The organism is Rhodohalobacter sp. 614A (genome assembly GCF_021462415.1).
Lineage (GTDB): Bacteria > Bacteroidota > Rhodothermia > Balneolales > Balneolaceae > Rhodohalobacter.
In genome coordinates this window covers 92,163-107,946 of sequence record NZ_JAKEDS010000005.1, presented here as the reverse complement: position 1 = coordinate 107,946, position 15,784 = coordinate 92,163, and the positions used below count along the sequence as shown (strand labels likewise).

General features: G+C 42.9%; 16 protein-coding genes. 12 read left to right on the top strand and 4 right to left on the bottom strand.

Features of this window, described 5'->3' with window-relative positions:
* Window positions 1–40 precede the first annotated feature (40 nt).
* On the bottom strand, window positions 41–877 hold the full coding sequence (locus L0B18_RS18490) for a 5'-nucleotidase, lipoprotein e(P4) family (protein ID WP_234573426.1): 837 nt from the start codon (window positions 875–877) through the stop codon (window positions 41–43).
* A 12-nt stretch (window positions 878–889) separates the two neighbouring features.
* Entirely contained in the window at window positions 890–1,489 is a 600-nt protein-coding gene (locus L0B18_RS18485) for a hypothetical protein (protein WP_234573424.1), read from the bottom strand.
* Window positions 1,490–1,852: 363 nt separating this feature from the next.
* On the opposite strand from L0B18_RS18485, the gene L0B18_RS18480 reads away from it, so the two are divergent.
* Window positions 1,853–2,065 (top strand): addiction module protein, encoded by a 213-nt coding sequence (locus L0B18_RS18480; RefSeq protein WP_234573421.1) that lies wholly within the window; start codon window positions 1,853–1,855, stop codon window positions 2,063–2,065.
* Between the two features lie 135 nt (window positions 2,066–2,200).
* Here L0B18_RS18480 and L0B18_RS18475 read toward each other — a convergent pair whose 3' ends face one another.
* Window positions 2,201–2,692: a methylglyoxal synthase gene (locus L0B18_RS18475; protein ID WP_234573420.1), complete on the bottom strand. Its 492-nt coding sequence runs from the start codon at window positions 2,690–2,692 to the stop codon at window positions 2,201–2,203.
* 204 nt (window positions 2,693–2,896) lie between these two features.
* Here L0B18_RS18475 and L0B18_RS18470 point away from each other — a divergent pair, with 204 nt between their 5' ends.
* From L0B18_RS18470 to L0B18_RS18460, 3 genes are all read left to right on the top strand, one after another.
* The gene (locus tag L0B18_RS18470) at window positions 2,897–3,448 is read left to right on the top strand and encodes an REP-associated tyrosine transposase (RefSeq protein ID WP_234573418.1); all 552 of its coding nucleotides are present in this window, start codon (window positions 2,897–2,899) and stop codon (window positions 3,446–3,448) included.
* A gap of 224 nt (window positions 3,449–3,672) precedes the next feature.
* A complete protein-coding gene (gene ndk, locus L0B18_RS18465) occupies window positions 3,673–4,104 on the top strand; it encodes a nucleoside-diphosphate kinase (protein WP_234573417.1) in 432 nt (143 codons plus the stop codon).
* A gap of 79 nt (window positions 4,105–4,183) precedes the next feature.
* Window positions 4,184–5,428, top strand: coding sequence for an exo-beta-N-acetylmuramidase NamZ family protein (locus L0B18_RS18460; protein WP_234573415.1), 1,245 nt, complete (start codon window positions 4,184–4,186; stop codon window positions 5,426–5,428).
* Window positions 5,429–5,572: 144 nt separating this feature from the next.
* Here the strand turns inward: L0B18_RS18460 and rlmB are convergent, their stop codons facing one another.
* A complete protein-coding gene (gene rlmB / locus L0B18_RS18455; protein ID WP_234573414.1) occupies window positions 5,573–6,325 on the bottom strand; it encodes a 23S rRNA (guanosine(2251)-2'-O)-methyltransferase RlmB in 753 nt (250 codons plus the stop codon).
* A gap of 62 nt (window positions 6,326–6,387) precedes the next feature.
* Between rlmB and L0B18_RS18450 the strand changes: the two genes are divergently transcribed.
* The 8 genes from L0B18_RS18450 to L0B18_RS18415 all read left to right on the top strand — a co-directional run bounded on the left by L0B18_RS18450 (window position 6,388) and on the right by L0B18_RS18415 (window position 15,782).
* Window positions 6,388–6,735, top strand: a complete 348-nt coding sequence (locus tag L0B18_RS18450; RefSeq protein WP_234573412.1) for a hypothetical protein — start codon at window positions 6,388–6,390, stop codon at window positions 6,733–6,735.
* 89 nt (window positions 6,736–6,824) lie between these two features.
* Window positions 6,825–7,145, top strand: coding sequence for a hypothetical protein (locus tag L0B18_RS18445; protein WP_234573410.1), 321 nt, complete (start codon window positions 6,825–6,827; stop codon window positions 7,143–7,145).
* Window positions 7,146–7,156: 11 nt separating this feature from the next.
* Complete coding sequence (locus L0B18_RS18440) at window positions 7,157–7,948, top strand: glycerophosphodiester phosphodiesterase (RefSeq protein ID WP_234573408.1); 792 nt, start codon at window positions 7,157–7,159, stop codon at window positions 7,946–7,948.
* A gap of 100 nt (window positions 7,949–8,048) precedes the next feature.
* Complete coding sequence (locus L0B18_RS18435) at window positions 8,049–9,695, top strand: CTP synthase (RefSeq protein ID WP_234573406.1); 1,647 nt, start codon at window positions 8,049–8,051, stop codon at window positions 9,693–9,695.
* Between the two features lie 150 nt (window positions 9,696–9,845).
* The gene (locus tag L0B18_RS18430) at window positions 9,846–10,235 is read left to right on the top strand and encodes an NUDIX domain-containing protein (protein WP_234573404.1); all 390 of its coding nucleotides are present in this window, start codon (window positions 9,846–9,848) and stop codon (window positions 10,233–10,235) included.
* A 122-nt stretch (window positions 10,236–10,357) separates the two neighbouring features.
* Window positions 10,358–11,992: an amidohydrolase gene (locus L0B18_RS18425; protein WP_234573403.1), complete on the top strand. Its 1,635-nt coding sequence runs from the start codon at window positions 10,358–10,360 to the stop codon at window positions 11,990–11,992.
* Between the two features lie 8 nt (window positions 11,993–12,000).
* Entirely contained in the window at window positions 12,001–13,680 is a 1,680-nt protein-coding gene (locus L0B18_RS18420; RefSeq protein ID WP_234573401.1) for an NAD+ synthase, read from the top strand.
* Window positions 13,681–13,805: 125 nt separating this feature from the next.
* Complete coding sequence (locus tag L0B18_RS18415; protein WP_234573400.1) at window positions 13,806–15,782, top strand: LysM peptidoglycan-binding domain-containing protein; 1,977 nt, start codon at window positions 13,806–13,808, stop codon at window positions 15,780–15,782.
* Window positions 15,783–15,784: the final 2 nt, after the last annotated feature.

The window sequence follows — 15,784 nt, the reverse complement described above, 5'->3', positions numbered from 1 at the left end:
TGGTTACTTTTGACGGTACAAAAGTAACACGGATGGAACTCTATTCGATACCCCTGAGATATTCCGACTTCGGATCACTCAAAATACTCTCCCAGGAACCATAAGTGGGGTTGCTCAGGATAAACCATTTACGTCCCCAGTGCTCGCTGTATTCTTCAACCAGTTCAGACCGCTCTTTCGGGGTAATATTGTTTTTCACATCTGGCAGAAAATCTCCAAGATCATCGCCGAAGAGCATGATGATTCGGTACTCTTTGGCAATTTCTTCTCTGCGCGATTTTTTCTCGGAAGTCCAGTCCGGCTTTTCGCCTTTCAACATGATGTGTTCCGGATCTGCTTTTTCAATTCCGGCTTTTAACAGGTTGTCAATTGTATCCTGCTTCTGGGGACATTCTGGTCCGCCGTCGGTTCTCGCCATACATTCACGATTGGTGATATAAATGACTTCCACTCCCAGTTTTTCTACACCATTGATAAAATCAACGGCCCCAGGAACTTCCGGCGCAGATTCCATCGCAATCCACTCATCCCAGGTTTCTGGATTAAATCCTGTGCCGTCCAAAACCGCCTGAGCCTGGTACTGAGAATTATCTAACACCGTCTCATCGATATCCAGGATAATAGCTGGAGGAAGCAGTGAATAATTCGATCCCTGCTCCAACGCTGCCGTCCACGATTTATCCCTCAGAGCCATATCGATGTTACTTTCGGCACTGTTATAAGCTTGGATAGAATTCGCCTCATACTCCGCCGCCGTCTGAACCCAAAGCGTGCTGTTAAAGTTGTTATTTGTGATTTCGGGTTGAGTGGTGGCGCAGCCGGTTAAGAGGGCGGTGATAGTGAGGATGGATAGAATTGTAGAGAAATAATTTTTCATAAAAATTATGTATTAAGCTGATTCTTTATCGAGAGGCTTTAGAGGTATTATTTCATCAACTGCTAAATTTAATCCTGCACAGGTTATCGCAGCAAGTAAATCAAATGTCCCTCTCCAATCTAAAATTTCAACCAATGATTTTAAGCCATCTTCACTTTTTAAAACATTATCGCCATGATCTAAAAAATGTTTTGAAAGATCATCTCTTAGAATCCCCCAAACTGTGTCCAATATATTCTGATTCAGTTTAAATATTTCATTGATTCGACTCTTTACTTCGTTTGATTCAAATCCATCTACTAATTTAGAATGAGCGAAATCATTCCTAATTTTTCTTATTAAATGTAGAGTGGAACGAATATGATGGCGAATGAGACCTACACGATAAGCCATATCAATTTTAGCTGAAAAATTGTTTAGAGGTGCATACGGTGATTTAAACAATTCATCACTTTTGCCAGGTGAAGGAATAAGGTTTTTTTTTAACATCTTTTGGAGAGTCTCTTCTAAAATAACTGATGTTATAATTACTGATCCACGATCATTTTCATGGATTAGTTGAGGATAGTATTCTTGAAATTTTTCACCAATTTTTTGGCCATACTCTGACATGCGTTAAATACTCTATGGTTGAAAATTAAATTATTTGATATATAAATATTGAGATGTTTTTTCGATTTATGCAAAGTCAAATAAAGTGTAAGAATCTCAATCTATAATAAACTACTATTAAACAAGATTTCTAATATTCTTGTTCGCTATTCTTTATTCCTCCATCTTCAAATTCATATCACCTCTCACCATAATTCACAAAAAAACTTCATACGGTCTATCCAGTAGTTCGGAAGAGATTAGGAAATCTACCGAGGAGCGATTGTACGCCAGCAGAATTTTATAGCTGTTTATATTCCAAATCCAACAATTGCATACAAACTACTTTTTACCCAAATTGTTTATGAATTTAACGAAAATGCTATGGAAGACACACTAATCAAAGAGTTATCTCAACTCAGCAAAAATGAAAAAATAATGTTGGTGGAAGCTTTGTGGGATTCTATTGCTTCAGATCCCGGTCAGGTTGAAGTGCCGAACCATCATAAAACCATTCTGAAAAGTCGATTAGAGTCGTTAGAAGAAGATAAGCTCAATGGTAGATCATGGGATGAAATCCGAAAGAAATACCTATAGAATAGCCTTGTTTAATATTCTCATCTTAACTTCGGAAACCATAGAAGCTTGTGGTTAATGAATATCGAATATTGAACAAGGAATTCCGAATAATGAACTAAACTTCTGCATTCTAAAATCCCTGTTCGCTATTCATCATTCCTCCGTTTTCAAATTCCTCAATCTCTCTCCATAATCTACAATAAATCGTTCATACGGTTTTTCCAGCAGTTCGGATGAAATCAAAAAATCTGCCGATGACCGGTTGCAAGCCAGTGGAATATTGTACACTACACAAATTCGAAGGAGCGCTTTTACATCCACATCGTGGGGTTGGGCCTGTAGCGGATCCCAAAAGAAAATGAGGATGTCGAGTTTTTCATCCGCAATGGCAGCTCCGAGTTGTAAATCTCCGCCCAGCGGTCCACTCATAAAGCGGTGGACTTCAAGTCCGAGCTTCTCCTCAATCAAACCACCAGTGGTTCCGGTGCCGTAAAGTTCATGGTTTTTTAGAGTTCCGCGGTTATAATCAACCCAATCGATCAAATCGCGTTTACGATAATCGTGGGCAACCAAACCGATTTTCTTTTTCTTTCCCATTTTGGATGTGCGGGAAGCAATACTTGGATGTGGTTTTTGCGTAGACATAGGCAATAGGTTTTTATAAAGGTCAGTATAAGATAGCGCAAACGTCTCGTTTGTGCTTTAAATAATGACGAAGGGCACGAGTGAGACGCTCGCGCCATCCGTTTTTATGTTTGAAAATAAACTACTCCAATTCATCTTTAAGTTAAAAAGCTGTAAGGACTGCCATTCATCCGGTTCATACAAATAAACAGAATAGATGAAAATATGAGCGAGAAATACAAAATATACGATCAAAGGAGTCCTTACTTTGTCACGTTCACAATTGTTCAGTGGATAGATTTATTTACCAGAAATGAATACAGAAATGTTATTATTGAAAGTTTAAAATTTTGTCAGGAAAAGAAAGGATTGGTGATCTATTCATTTTGTATCATGACCAATCATATACATATGATTATCAGTTCGAATGGTAATTCCAGAATCGAAGATATTATCAGAGATTTTAGGGGATTTACATCGAGAGAGTTACGAAAAATGATTGAATCCAGTCCTTTGGAAAGCCGGAAAAGATGGATGCTGAAGCTATTTCACCATGAGAGAAATAAACGGAGTTCAAATAAAGGATTTCAGTTGTGGAAACGAAATTATCACCCGATTGAAATAACCAGTCATAAATTTTTTGAAGAAAAAATAAAGTATATCCATCATAACCCTGTCAAAGCCGGGTTTGTGTTTGAACCTCAAGAATACATCTATAGTAGCGCTGTGAATTATGCTGGTAGAAGAGGATTGTTAGATGTTGTGATTGATTATTGAGAAAGGATATAAAAAAGATAAAAATTAGATGGCGCGAGCATTTTGCTCGTGCTTCCAGTATGCGATAGCGCAAACGTCTCGTTTGTGCTTCTTTAAAAAATTGGGGCACAAGCGGGACGCTTGCGCCATCACAATCAAACTCATTTCGTGATTTTCTGCATTAAACAGTATATTTCCTGACTGAAAAAATCACAGAAATTGATCATTAAAATTAAGTATTGACCATGGCAGTAGAACGAACATTAACCATCCTGAAACCCGATTGTGTACGAAAAAATCTGATCGGTGAAGTAACCAAACGAATTCAGGAAGCGGGATTTAAAATCTTAGCAATGAAAATGACACGACTTACCGAAGACACCGCTGGTGGATTTTATGCGGTTCACAAAGAGAGACCGTTTTTTGGCGAGTTGGTTGAATTTATGAGCAGCGGCGCATGTGTACCGATGATCCTCGAAAAAGAGAATGCCATTGCGGATTTCCGTGAATTGATTGGCGCAACCAATCCGGAAGAAGCTGATGAAGGAACCATCCGCGCAGATTTTGCAGATAGTGTTGGAGAAAACATCGTTCATGGTTCCGATTCCGTTGAAAATGGAAAAATTGAAGCAGCTTACTTCTTTGCGGAATCTGAAGTGGTAGCGAATAAGGCATAATCATCCCACCCCTCCCCCGAAAGTCTGGATCAAAGAGACATAGAAAGGAGGGGATTTTCATTATCTAAAATCTGATTTCATGCGTATCCAACGAAGACTTCTTCTATTCTCGGTTATTGCTTTTTCACTCATCTCATGTAGTCAGCCTGAGGAAACAACGGCAGAAGAGACCCAACCGACGAAAGTCAAAACCGGGGCAGAAATGTTGATTGAAAATCACCTGGAAGAGTTGGAAGGAAAGCGTATTGGATTGGTGATGAATCCTACCGCGCGAATTGGCGATACGCATATGCTGGATACATTGATGGCGTTGGAGGTTAATGTATCGGCACTTTTTGCGCCGGAACATGGATTCCGTGGTGAAGCCGGAGCCGGCGAAAAGATTGAAGACGGAGTGGATCAGCAAACAGGTCTGCCCGTTTTTTCTTTGTATGGAGAAACCCGAAAACCCACCCCGGAAATGTTAAATGAAGTAGATTTGCTTCTGTTTGATATGCAGGATGTTGGCGCCCGTTTTTATACCTACAATGCCACAATGGGCTTGCTAATTGAAGCGGCAGCCGATGCCGGTATTCCCGTATGGATTTTGGATCGGCCGAATCCCGCTGGTGGCGATTATGTGAGCGGCTGGCTGATGGAGGATGAATATCAATCGTTTGTGGGGGCGTACCCCATTCCCATCGCTCATGGATTAACCTTGGGCGAATTGGCCCAAATGGCTGTGGGTGAAAATTGGCTGGATACGGACGCTCAACCAGATGTTCGTGTCATCGAAATGAAAAACTGGACTCGCGATATGAAATGGCCGGATACCGGCCTCGAATGGGTAGCACCGTCTCCGAATCTGCCAACTTTTGATCACGCATTCATGTATTTAGGGACTGTGTTTTTTGAGGGGACATCTTTATCGGAAGGGCGTGGAACAAATGATCCGTTTTTAACAATGGGTGCACCTGCTACTAATTTATCTTCCGAAAATCTGGAAAGCCTCGAAGCCATTTCAGAAGATTTTCGGGTTGAAGAAGCCGAATTTGCCCCGGTTTCCATTTCCGGGGTTGCCATTGCGCCCAAACACCAGGATGCAGTTTGCCACGGTGTAAAAATCGAAGTGGAATCGTATGATTTCGACCCGGTGAAATCAGGCCTTCAAATATTTGCAACACTCGTTCAGGCAACTCCGGATTATGAGAAAAGAGATTTTATCTATAACCTGACCGGCTCTACAGAAATTGATCAACTGATGAGCGGAGAATTATCCGTTGATGAACTCGACTTTGAACTGGACGACTTTCTTGAGAAACGTGAGCAGTACCTGCTGTACTAACCGCGGAGACAGAGAGATTATTAAAAAGAAAGGCGTCATTCTGAATTCAATTCAGAATCCCCAAACTTGAAGACAAATGGAGATCCTGAGTCAAGCTCAGAATGAAACCAATAAAATTTGTGCCTCCGCGCCTATCCGGTAAAATCACTTCAGTTTTTGCCGGCGCCATTCATAGCAAACCAATGCGGCGCTTACAGATGCATTCAGAGATTCCACACCGTTGTACATCGGGATTGACAATAGAAAATCGCAGTGTTCGCCGGTTTTCCGTCTCATGCCGCGCCCTTCATTTCCAATCACGAAAGCCATGGGGACATCGAACGTTTGTTCCCAGAGGAGTGAATCACCTTCCATATCCAGGCCGGCAATCCAGAATTTGTTTTCTTTCAATGTCAGAATGGCCTGGTTCAGATTAACAGCCCGGACAATCGGAATTCGTCCGGCTGTACCGGCGCTGGTTTTGTAAACTGCAGCGCTGACCGGCGCCTGCCGGTGTTTGGGAACAATGACCGCATTCATTCCCGAAGCGGCGGCGGTTCGTAAAATGGCGCCGAAATTGTGCGGATCTTCGATCTCATCCAGCAGTAAAATACCGGTGTTTTCAGTTGGCTCAATTCTGTCCAGCCAATCCTCAAATTCTTCGTATTTAATCTGGCTGATGGCCGCAACAACCCCCTGATCGTTCACTTTTCCTACAAGTTCGTACAGCTTCGATCCCGGCACCTCCGCGACAGGTACTCTGTTATCAGAGGCAAGGGAGAGAATTGTTGAAAAAGATTGTTTATTTAATTTCCTGTTGATGTAAATCTTCTCAACCTGGTCTGCCCGGTTTTGAAGCAATTCTTCAACAGGGTTTCGTCCGTAAATAAATTGATTTGTATCGTCCAATGTTTTCAAAAACTTTTCTTAATGATGAACACTTCGTATAATGAATGACGGAGTTTTAAAATCAGTGCCTTATGACAGAACATCCTAAAAAAACAAGCTCGTCTTTTAACGATTTGCAATTGCAGGCCGGCAGATCTCACCGGAGTCCGTTAAACCGTTTCCGATACCTGCTGCTGAATGTGCATACCTTCATTCCAATTCTGTCGGGAGTTCTGCTTATTGTTACTGGTTTAGTGTTGGTAAGTATAAGCATTTTGGGATTCATTCCTCCATTTTGGATCTCGGGAATGTTAAGTTTACTCGGCAGCATATCCAGTATGGTCGGGGTGTTTCTAATTTATCAAACCGTCTCATCGCATGGTACTTTTGATTCTTTGATTAACAAAGCAATTCGCCGCGTAGTTGATAATCAGAATTAAAGCGCTGCAGGAAATGAATTTGTTTTCGACTTCATTCGTAGCGATGCGAAGTTTAAATATTTTCGATGAATGAAAGACAGTAAGTTGTTATGAATGATAAAGACCGGTATGAAATGTATGAGAGGGTTCATCTTCGGTCGGCTGCGGATTTGCCCGATGAAGATAAAATCTCCAAATTGGTAAACAAACACCGTTCAAAATGGATTCAGATCATTTTTAACGTTGTTATTATTACCGGTTTGGGATATGCCTACTACGCCGGTTACCGACCCTTTGCCGATTGGGTTTATTATGTTCTTGCGTTTATTTTTGTTTTGAATGTGGTTCTTCTTTATTGGCAGAAAAACCAGATCGAGGACCTGTCAGCTTATTTGAAAGAGAGAGTTGAGTCCGGTTCTTCCGGGGCTTGAGTTTTGCTAGCATGTCGAAATTATCTCATACATCTTTATTAGAAAAACAATTTCTTGTGATTGCACATCGCGGAGCAAGCCACTACGCTCCGGAAAATACAATGGCAGCTTTCAGGATGGCCTGGCAGATGAAGGCGGATATGATAGAACTTGATGTTCAGCTTTCGAAGGATGGAATTCCAGTTGTTTTTCACGATGCAAGGCTGGATAAACATTCCAACGGAAAAGGCCTCGTTTCTTCATTTTTGTTTGATGAACTCCAGCAACTGGATGCAGGTAAATGGTTTTCAGTTGAGTTTATGGGTGAGAAAATTCCGTCTCTGGAACAGGTTTTGAAATGGGCTTCCGGAAAAATTCTGGTTAATATTGAGATCAAAACAGAAGCGGTAAATGAATCGCCGGAAGGCGGGATCGAACAAAAGGTGATTTATTGGGTGAGAGAAACTGCAATGGAGAAGTCGGTGATAATTTCCAGTTTTGATTACCGGGCGATAGATCGTATCAAAAAAATGGCACCGGATCTGTTAACGGGTCTTCTCTACGAGAAAAAAAGCTCCACCAAACGCGGCCCGGTAGAATTGCTTCAGGATTACCAGGCTGATTTCTTTCATTGCAGTAAATCAGAGATGGGGAAAAAATGGCGAAGTCAGCTATACGATGCTCAGAAACGATACCTGATTTATACTGTGAATCGCAAGAAAACGATGCAGAAATGGATTGAGAACGGGGCCTGGGGAATTTTTTCTGACAAACCGGATGTGCTTCGAAAAGTTGCTGCAGAAATTTTTGAAGCATCTGCCTAAAAAAAGAAGTTTTTTTTCAAAGATTGCTGTTTTGGTTTGAATGGGAATCGCGAGCCTGCTATTTTCATAGTTACCACTAACCAAGTCCCTCACCCATCTTATGGCTACGAAATATATCTTTATAACAGGAGGAGTTACATCGTCCCTTGGAAAGGGAATTATTTGCGCATCTCTCGGAAGGCTTTTAGTTGCTCGCGGCCTTCGGGTAACCATTCAGAAATTGGACCCCTACATCAATGTTGATCCCGGAACCATGAATCCGTACGAACACGGGGAAGTGTATGTGACGGATGATGGTGCGGAGACAGACCTCGATCTTGGGCACTACGAACGATTTTTGGGAATTCGAACGTCTCAGCAAAATAATGTAACGACCGGCCGGGTCTATTATGACGTAATTACAAAGGAGCGGCATGGCGAGTATCTCGGAAAAACTGTACAGGTGATTCCTCACATTACGGATGAAATTAAATCTCACGTGCTGAATCTCGGAGAGTCGGAAAATTTTGATGTGGTAATTGTTGAGGTTGGCGGGACCGTGGGTGATATCGAGAGCTTGCCATATATTGAGGCGATGAGACAGCTTCGGTATGAAGTGGGCCGAAAGAATACGCTTTCCATTCACCTGACTCTTGTTCCTTATCTTGCCGCCGCTGGCGAATTGAAAACGAAGCCGACACAGCACTCCGTGAAAACGTTATCGGAAAGTGGAATGAGTCCCGATTTGTTGGTATGCCGTTCCGAATATCAGTTGGATGAATCCATTCGCAAAAAAATTGCCCTTTTCTGTAATGTAGAATACGAAGATGTGGTGGCGTCGCTGGATGCGGAAAGTATTTATGAAGTTCCGCTTTTGATGCAGGCCGAAGGGTTGGACAGCCGTGTGATTGATAAACTGAACCTTCCCGCCAAAAATGCTGATTTAAAGAAATGGAAAGGTTTTGTTGATAAGATTAAAAATCCTTCTCATGAAATAAGCATTGCTCTTGTTGGTAAATACGTGGAGCATCATGATGCGTATAAATCCATTGCCGAGGCTTTGATTCACGGCGGCGCCATGAACGATACCCGTGTAAATATTAAATGGATACAATCTGATTTTATTACCGCTGATAATGTAGAACAACGGCTTGGACAAGTTTCCAGCATTCTCGTGGCTCCGGGTTTTGGAGGCAGAGGTATCGGTGGAAAATTAGCTGCTGTTAAGTTCGCACGCGAAAATGGAATACCGTTTTTTGGTATCTGTTTGGGAATGCAATGCGCAGTTATTGAATTTGCCCGAAATTGTGCCGGATTGGAAAATGCCAACAGCACGGAATTTGATGATAAGTGCAAATATCCTGTGATTGATTTTATGCCCGATCAGCGTAAGATCGAAAATAAAGGCGGAACCATGCGTCTTGGAAAATATGATTGCAAGCTCACCGGCGGCACAAAAGCGATAGCGGCATATGGACAGGAAATGATTGATGAGCGGCATCGCCATCGGTTTGAAGTAAACAATGAATGGCGGGAAAAGCTTTTTGATAACGGTTTAATGATCGCCGGAGTTAATCCCGAGCGTGATCTGGTAGAGATTATTGAAATTGAAGATCACCCCTGGTTTGTGGGCGTTCAGTTTCATCCCGAACTGAAGAGTACGGTCAATGAACCCCATCCGTTATTTGTGTCATTCGTTGAGGCGGCTCTTGCCAAAAGCCAGGGCAAATCTGTCACATCAGAAGAATCGAAAGAAGCTGTTTCATAGAGAACCGAAATCCCCTCATGAGAGGGGACGATTCTCATTCTCTCAGATATTTGGAAAGTTTATTTCGTGACAAATAAACCATTCTCACATAAAGTGCGAGTCAGGGCCTGTGCAGTCATTGTGCAAAATTCATCCGTTCTGCTTGCCAAGATGAATTCACCTACCCGAAAAAATCCCATTTGGATGCCTCCGGGCGGAGGAGTGGAATTGGGGGAATCCCTGGAGGAAGCCCTGATTCGGGAAATCAGAGAAGAAACAGCACTTCAAGTCGAAAAACGGCAACTGCTTTGGATTCATGAGTTTATTGAAAAACCGTATCACGCTATTGAATTTTATTTCAGGTGTGAAGTAACAGGCGGCGAGTTAACAAAAGGCGCCGATCCTGAGCTCAAACCCGATCAGCAAATGCTTACCGACCTTTCATTCATTCCATTTAAGGAAGCTGTTGGAATGGATATCGAACCGAAATTCATCAAAGAGTTTTGTGAGAATGGTGGACAGTTTTTTGATAGCGTTCGGCATATCATCTCACAAAAGTAGTGTTTGTATTCCTGGATGAGTTCAATTAATAGCTTTTAGCAATGGTACTCCGCACACCTTTTCTTTATATTTGAATCAATTCAAAGCCCACAAAATTTATGCGAACATTTTTTTTACTGATAATGGCTCTTCTGTTATCAGCTTGTACCCGTCAAACAGAAACCGGTTTTGTATATCACAATGTGAACGGGTATACCTTAATGGATGGCAAACTCCATCAATTCGAGGCGTTAGCTGTTCAGAGTGGGAAAATTATTACCACCGGTCCGGCAGATGAAATTCTGGATGCATATCCTGATTTCGAACGAATTGACGGCGAAGGCAATACACTTTTACCTGGTTTGATTGATGCCCATGCCCATGTAATGGGACTCGGAATCCAGGAATTGGATGTAAATGTTGCCGGACTCGAATCCCTTGCCGGGACGCTTCAAAGAGTGGAAGAGTTTGCCAGTCAGCAGGCTGATCGTGAATGGATTACCGGCCGCGGATGGAACCAGGTGTTATGGGAAGAAAATGAATTTCCAACTGCTTCGGATTTGGATGAGATTGTATCGGATCGCCCGGTTTTCTTAACAAGAATTGACGGCCACGCAGGTTGGGCCAACAGCAAAGCGTTGGAACTGGCCGGAATTGACAGGGATACGGAAGATCCCAACGGCGGACGGATCATTCGAAATTCAAATGGCGGGGCTACCGGTATTTTTATCGATGCGGCGATGAGTTTGATACGCAATGTAATCCCCGAAAAAACAGGGCAAGATTATCGTGAAGCATTCCGGCTGGCAATGGGAGAGATGTCGAAACATGGGATCACTTCTGTTCATGATGCGGGAATCGACAGCCAAACGTGGCAACTCTACACAAATTTTGCTGACAACGACAGCCTGATTACACGGATTTATGCGATGATTTCAGGAACCGGAAGCACATTTGATGAGCTGTCAAAAGACGGTCCTATTGAAAGTTATGCGGATGATATGCTGGCGTTACGTAGCGTAAAACTATACTCCGATGGCGCTCTGGGAAGCCGTGGTGCAGCCATGCTTGAAGATTACAGTGATGATCCCGGAAACCGTGGATTACTGTTTAACACGCAGGAGGAGATGAACGAGATGTTACTGAAAGGAGCTTCCGCAGGATATCAAATGAATGTACATGCCATTGGGGATGCGGGCAATCACCAGGTTTTGGAAGGGTTTAAATATGTTATGAATCAACTTGGCGGGCAGTGTGATTTGAGGCATCGAATTGAACACGCGCAGGTTGTTTCGCTGGAAGATATTCCCAGGTTTCAGGAACTTTGCCTGATAGCATCCATGCAGCCCACACATGCCACTAGCGATATGAATATGGCGGAGGACAGAGTGGGGACGGAGAGAATCCAGGGGGCTTATGCCTGGCAGCGATTTTTAGACCAGGAAACAGTGATTGCCGGAGGTTCGGATTTTCCCGTTGAGCATGTCAATCCATTTTATGGTCTCTATTCGGCAGTTACAAGAAAAGACCATGAAGGACGGCCGCCGGAAGGATGGTACAGTGAACAGGCGATGAGCAGAATGGAAGCATTACGCGCGTTTACAATTGACGCTGCCTATGCTGGCCACCAGGAAAATGTGATGGGAACTCTTGAGCCTGGAAAGTGGGCGGATTTCATTCTTATTGATCGTGACTTTTTCGAAGTGCCAGCTTCCGAAATTTGGCAAATTGAAGTGCTCGAAACGTGGGTTGCCGGAGAAAATGTATATAAAAAATAGAAGTGAATATGCAGATTCGAATTGAGCAGTTAAACCCGATTGTTGGCGATTTAACAGGCAACACCTCCAAAATTCTGAAGTCACTGGATAAAGCAGAATCCGACGGTATTGATTTACTGATTTTGCCGGAAATGGTACTTATCGGTTATCCAGCGCAGGATATTTTGGAGAATAAAGCTTTTCAGCGTTCTGCTTACAGGCATAATGAGAAGATTATTCAAGCCACCAAAGAGACGGCTCTTCTTTTTGGATCCATTACAAAAAACGAAGGGGTTGGTCGCCAGATGTACAACTCTGCACTTTTAGCCCGGGGCGGCAATTTGATGGATGTTGTTCATAAGACATTGCTTCCAACCTACGATGTATTTGATGATCTGAGATATTTTGAGCCAAACGATACGTTTAAATGCATGGAGTTGAATGGTGCCAAACTCGGTGTGACTATTTGTGAGGATATTTGGTACAACGAAAATGAAGTTCAGTATCACACCTACGAAACGGATCCCGCAAAACTTCTGGAAGAAGATGGAGCTCAAATAATCATAAATATTTCAGCATCTCCATTCACAAAAACCAAGCATGAAAACCGGGAGCTAATGCTGCAAAATCATGCCAGGAAATTGAACCTTCCGGTTTTGTATTGTAATCAGGTAGGTGCTCAGACTGAAGTTTTGTTTGATGGTGATTCTATGGCTGTAAATTCCGATGCGGAAGTAATAGCGTCATTAAAAGCATTTTCTGAGGGGCACTTTGATGTAAAATGGAATGTGACTGAAAAGGAAATTTCGGGCGATGCCAGACAGCAGCATACTTATCCTCAAAAAGGTCCTGAGCGAATGTTTGAAGCATTGAAAATGGGTGTTTACGATTATGTCCAAAAGCTCGGCATTGCCGATACTGTGATTCTTGGGCTTAGCGGCGGGATTGATTCTGCTCTGGTTTGTGCAATCGCGGTGGAAGCACTTGGCGCAAAAAATGTTAAAGCGTTGAATATGCCCAGTGCATTTTCGAGTGAAGGAAGTATTTCGGACTCCGAAAAACTTGCCGAAAATCTGGGAATTGAACTGATGGATGTTCCGATTCAGTCCATATTTAACACATTTAACCAAGAGCTTGGGCCCATTTTTGAAGGAACTGATTTTGGGGTGGCGGAAGAAAATCTCCAAAGCAGAATTCGGGGAGTTCTTTTGATGGCCTGTGCCAATAAGTTTAATTACTTTTTGATGGTTACCGGAAATAAATCCGAATATGCCGTTGGATATTCTACTCTATATGGCGACATGAATGGAGCGCTGGTTGTGATTGGCGATCTTTACAAAACCCAGGTCTATGAAATGGCGCGCTGGCTGAATGACGAGTATTATCAAAAAGAGATGATTCCGGAGCCTATTATTACCAAACCACCGAGTGCGGAATTGAGGCCTGATCAGAAAGACACAGACACGCTTCCGGAATATGATGTGTTGGATGACATTCTTTATCGTTATATTGAATTGCAGGAGGGAGCCCAATATATCATCGATGATGGTTACGATGAACAGACGGTAAAGAAAGTGATTCGCATGGTAGAAGCAAACGAATTCAAGCGATATCAGGCGGCTCCCATTTTAAAGGTCAGCTCAAAAGCATTTGGCATTGGTCGCCGTTGGCCAATTGTTCAAAAATGGACGGCAAACAGCAAAAGTTGAAAATTCTATGCAATTGGTTTGACTTTTTTTGCGTTTTTCCACCTTTGATTGATACTTTGTTAAGATCGAAAGCCTTTTATATCGCCAAACAAGCCAAAATCTCATAATCCAATATTTACAGATCAATGAAACAGTTACTGCTACTTCTCCCTTTTTGCCTGATTGCAAACGTTTTACACGCTCAAAATCAAGCAGGAGAGACTGAGGCTGAGGTTCCTGTTAAATTGCTACCCTACACCAATCCATTGATTGAGAGCAGAGATGAGGTGGAAGTTGAGACCGATACGCAAAATGTTGCCGAGATGGATAAGGAGATTCTGAGAAGAATTTCGAATGCATATAAAATGCATGTTTTGGCTATTGATGCGCAGGTACAGGGGGATTTGGTTCAGGCAGAAGAATATATCAATAAAGCGTTTGCGTCTATTCAGACCATGATGGATGATTTTCCGGAAGTTCAGAGCAACCGGCGCTTCAATGAACTTTATAGGTCTGTAATGGCTGAGCATAGCGAGTTTTACGGCATTGAACAGGTAAGGCAAGGAGCTGAAGGAGAAATTTTTGAGATTCGCGAAGAGCTTTTTTCTGAAGAAAATGACTGGATTGCCGAGGGATATGCACTACCTGAGAATCTGACCATCAATAAAACAGAAGTTCCGCTTGTTGAGAATCAGCATGTAAATCGCCACCTGATCTACTACACCCAACGCAGACCCGATGTGATGGAGCGATGGCTGGAGCGTTCTGAATACTACTTTCCAATGATGGAAGAAATTTTTGAAGAAGAAGGAGTACCGAAAGAGCTGATTCATCTTTCAATGATTGAAAGTGGATTGGTCCCCACCGCAAGAAGTTGGGCCGCCGCAGTGGGAATGTGGCAGTTTATCCGTGCAACCGGCTCTGTTTACGGACTTGAAAACAACTGGTGGATTGATGAACGACGTGACCCGATCAAATCAACCCGGGCAGCAGCACGCCACTTAAAGGATCTCTATGAAGTTTGGGGCGACTGGCACCTTGCCATGGCTAATTATAATATTAGCCCGCGTGGTTTGAGAAGAGCTATTAACGCAGCCGGAGGCGAAGAAAATTACTGGGTGGCTTATCCCTATCTTCCCCGTGAGACAAGAGGTTACGTGCCGGGTTTTATTGCGGCAACCATGATTGCAACGAATCCCGAAGAATTTGGTTTCCGCCGGAATTATGGAAAAGAAGCTTACTCATATGAAATTGCAGAAGTTGACGGCCTGATGCCGTTAGAGAAACTGGCCGAAGCCGCTAACATATCCGTTGAAGAATTGAAAGATCTAAACCCTGAACTGCTTCGATGGGCAACACCTCCCGGCAGTAAATATCCATTGAAGATTCCTTCTGGAACCAGGGATGAGTTTTTGGCGGCTTACCAGGAAATTCCACAGGAAGAAAGAACTACAAATGTAGCAATGCACACGGTTAGCCGTGGCGAAACGCTCGGGTACATTGCTCAGCGATATGGAACATCGGTTCGCTCTCTTTTTGCATCAAATGAGGGTTTAAGCAGTACGATTTATCCGGGTCAAACAATTGTCGTTCCTGTTGCGTCCGGTTCGGAAGAGCAGATTTCTTCAAGCCAGCCGTCTAATCAGGGAACTTCATCTTCCAGCAGTAGCCGTCGGAAAGCACCGGCTCCATCCAATACAAGTGATGTTACCTATACCGTAAAAAGTGGCGATACGGTTGGCCATGTTGCAGAATGGTTTGATGTTCGTGCGTGGCAAATTCGTTCATGGAATGGCATTGGAAATACCATACGAGTGGGCCAGCGGTTAACCTTACATGTACCTAACAAGAGATCAAGCTACTACCAAAATGTTGATGGTCTTTCTTATGCGAAGAAACAGGAGCTGGAACGGCGGCAGAGATCCGGCGAAAACATTTATGATCTTGAAGTAGGTAGCTCTTCCGGTTCCGGTGATATCGTTACATACACTGTACGCCGGAATGATACGTTAACAGGTATAGCCAATCGATATGGTGTTTCGATTGATGATATTAAGAATGAAAATAATCTGAGCAGTTCCCGAATTTATGCCGGGCAAACGCTGAAGATTAGAAAGAGGTAATT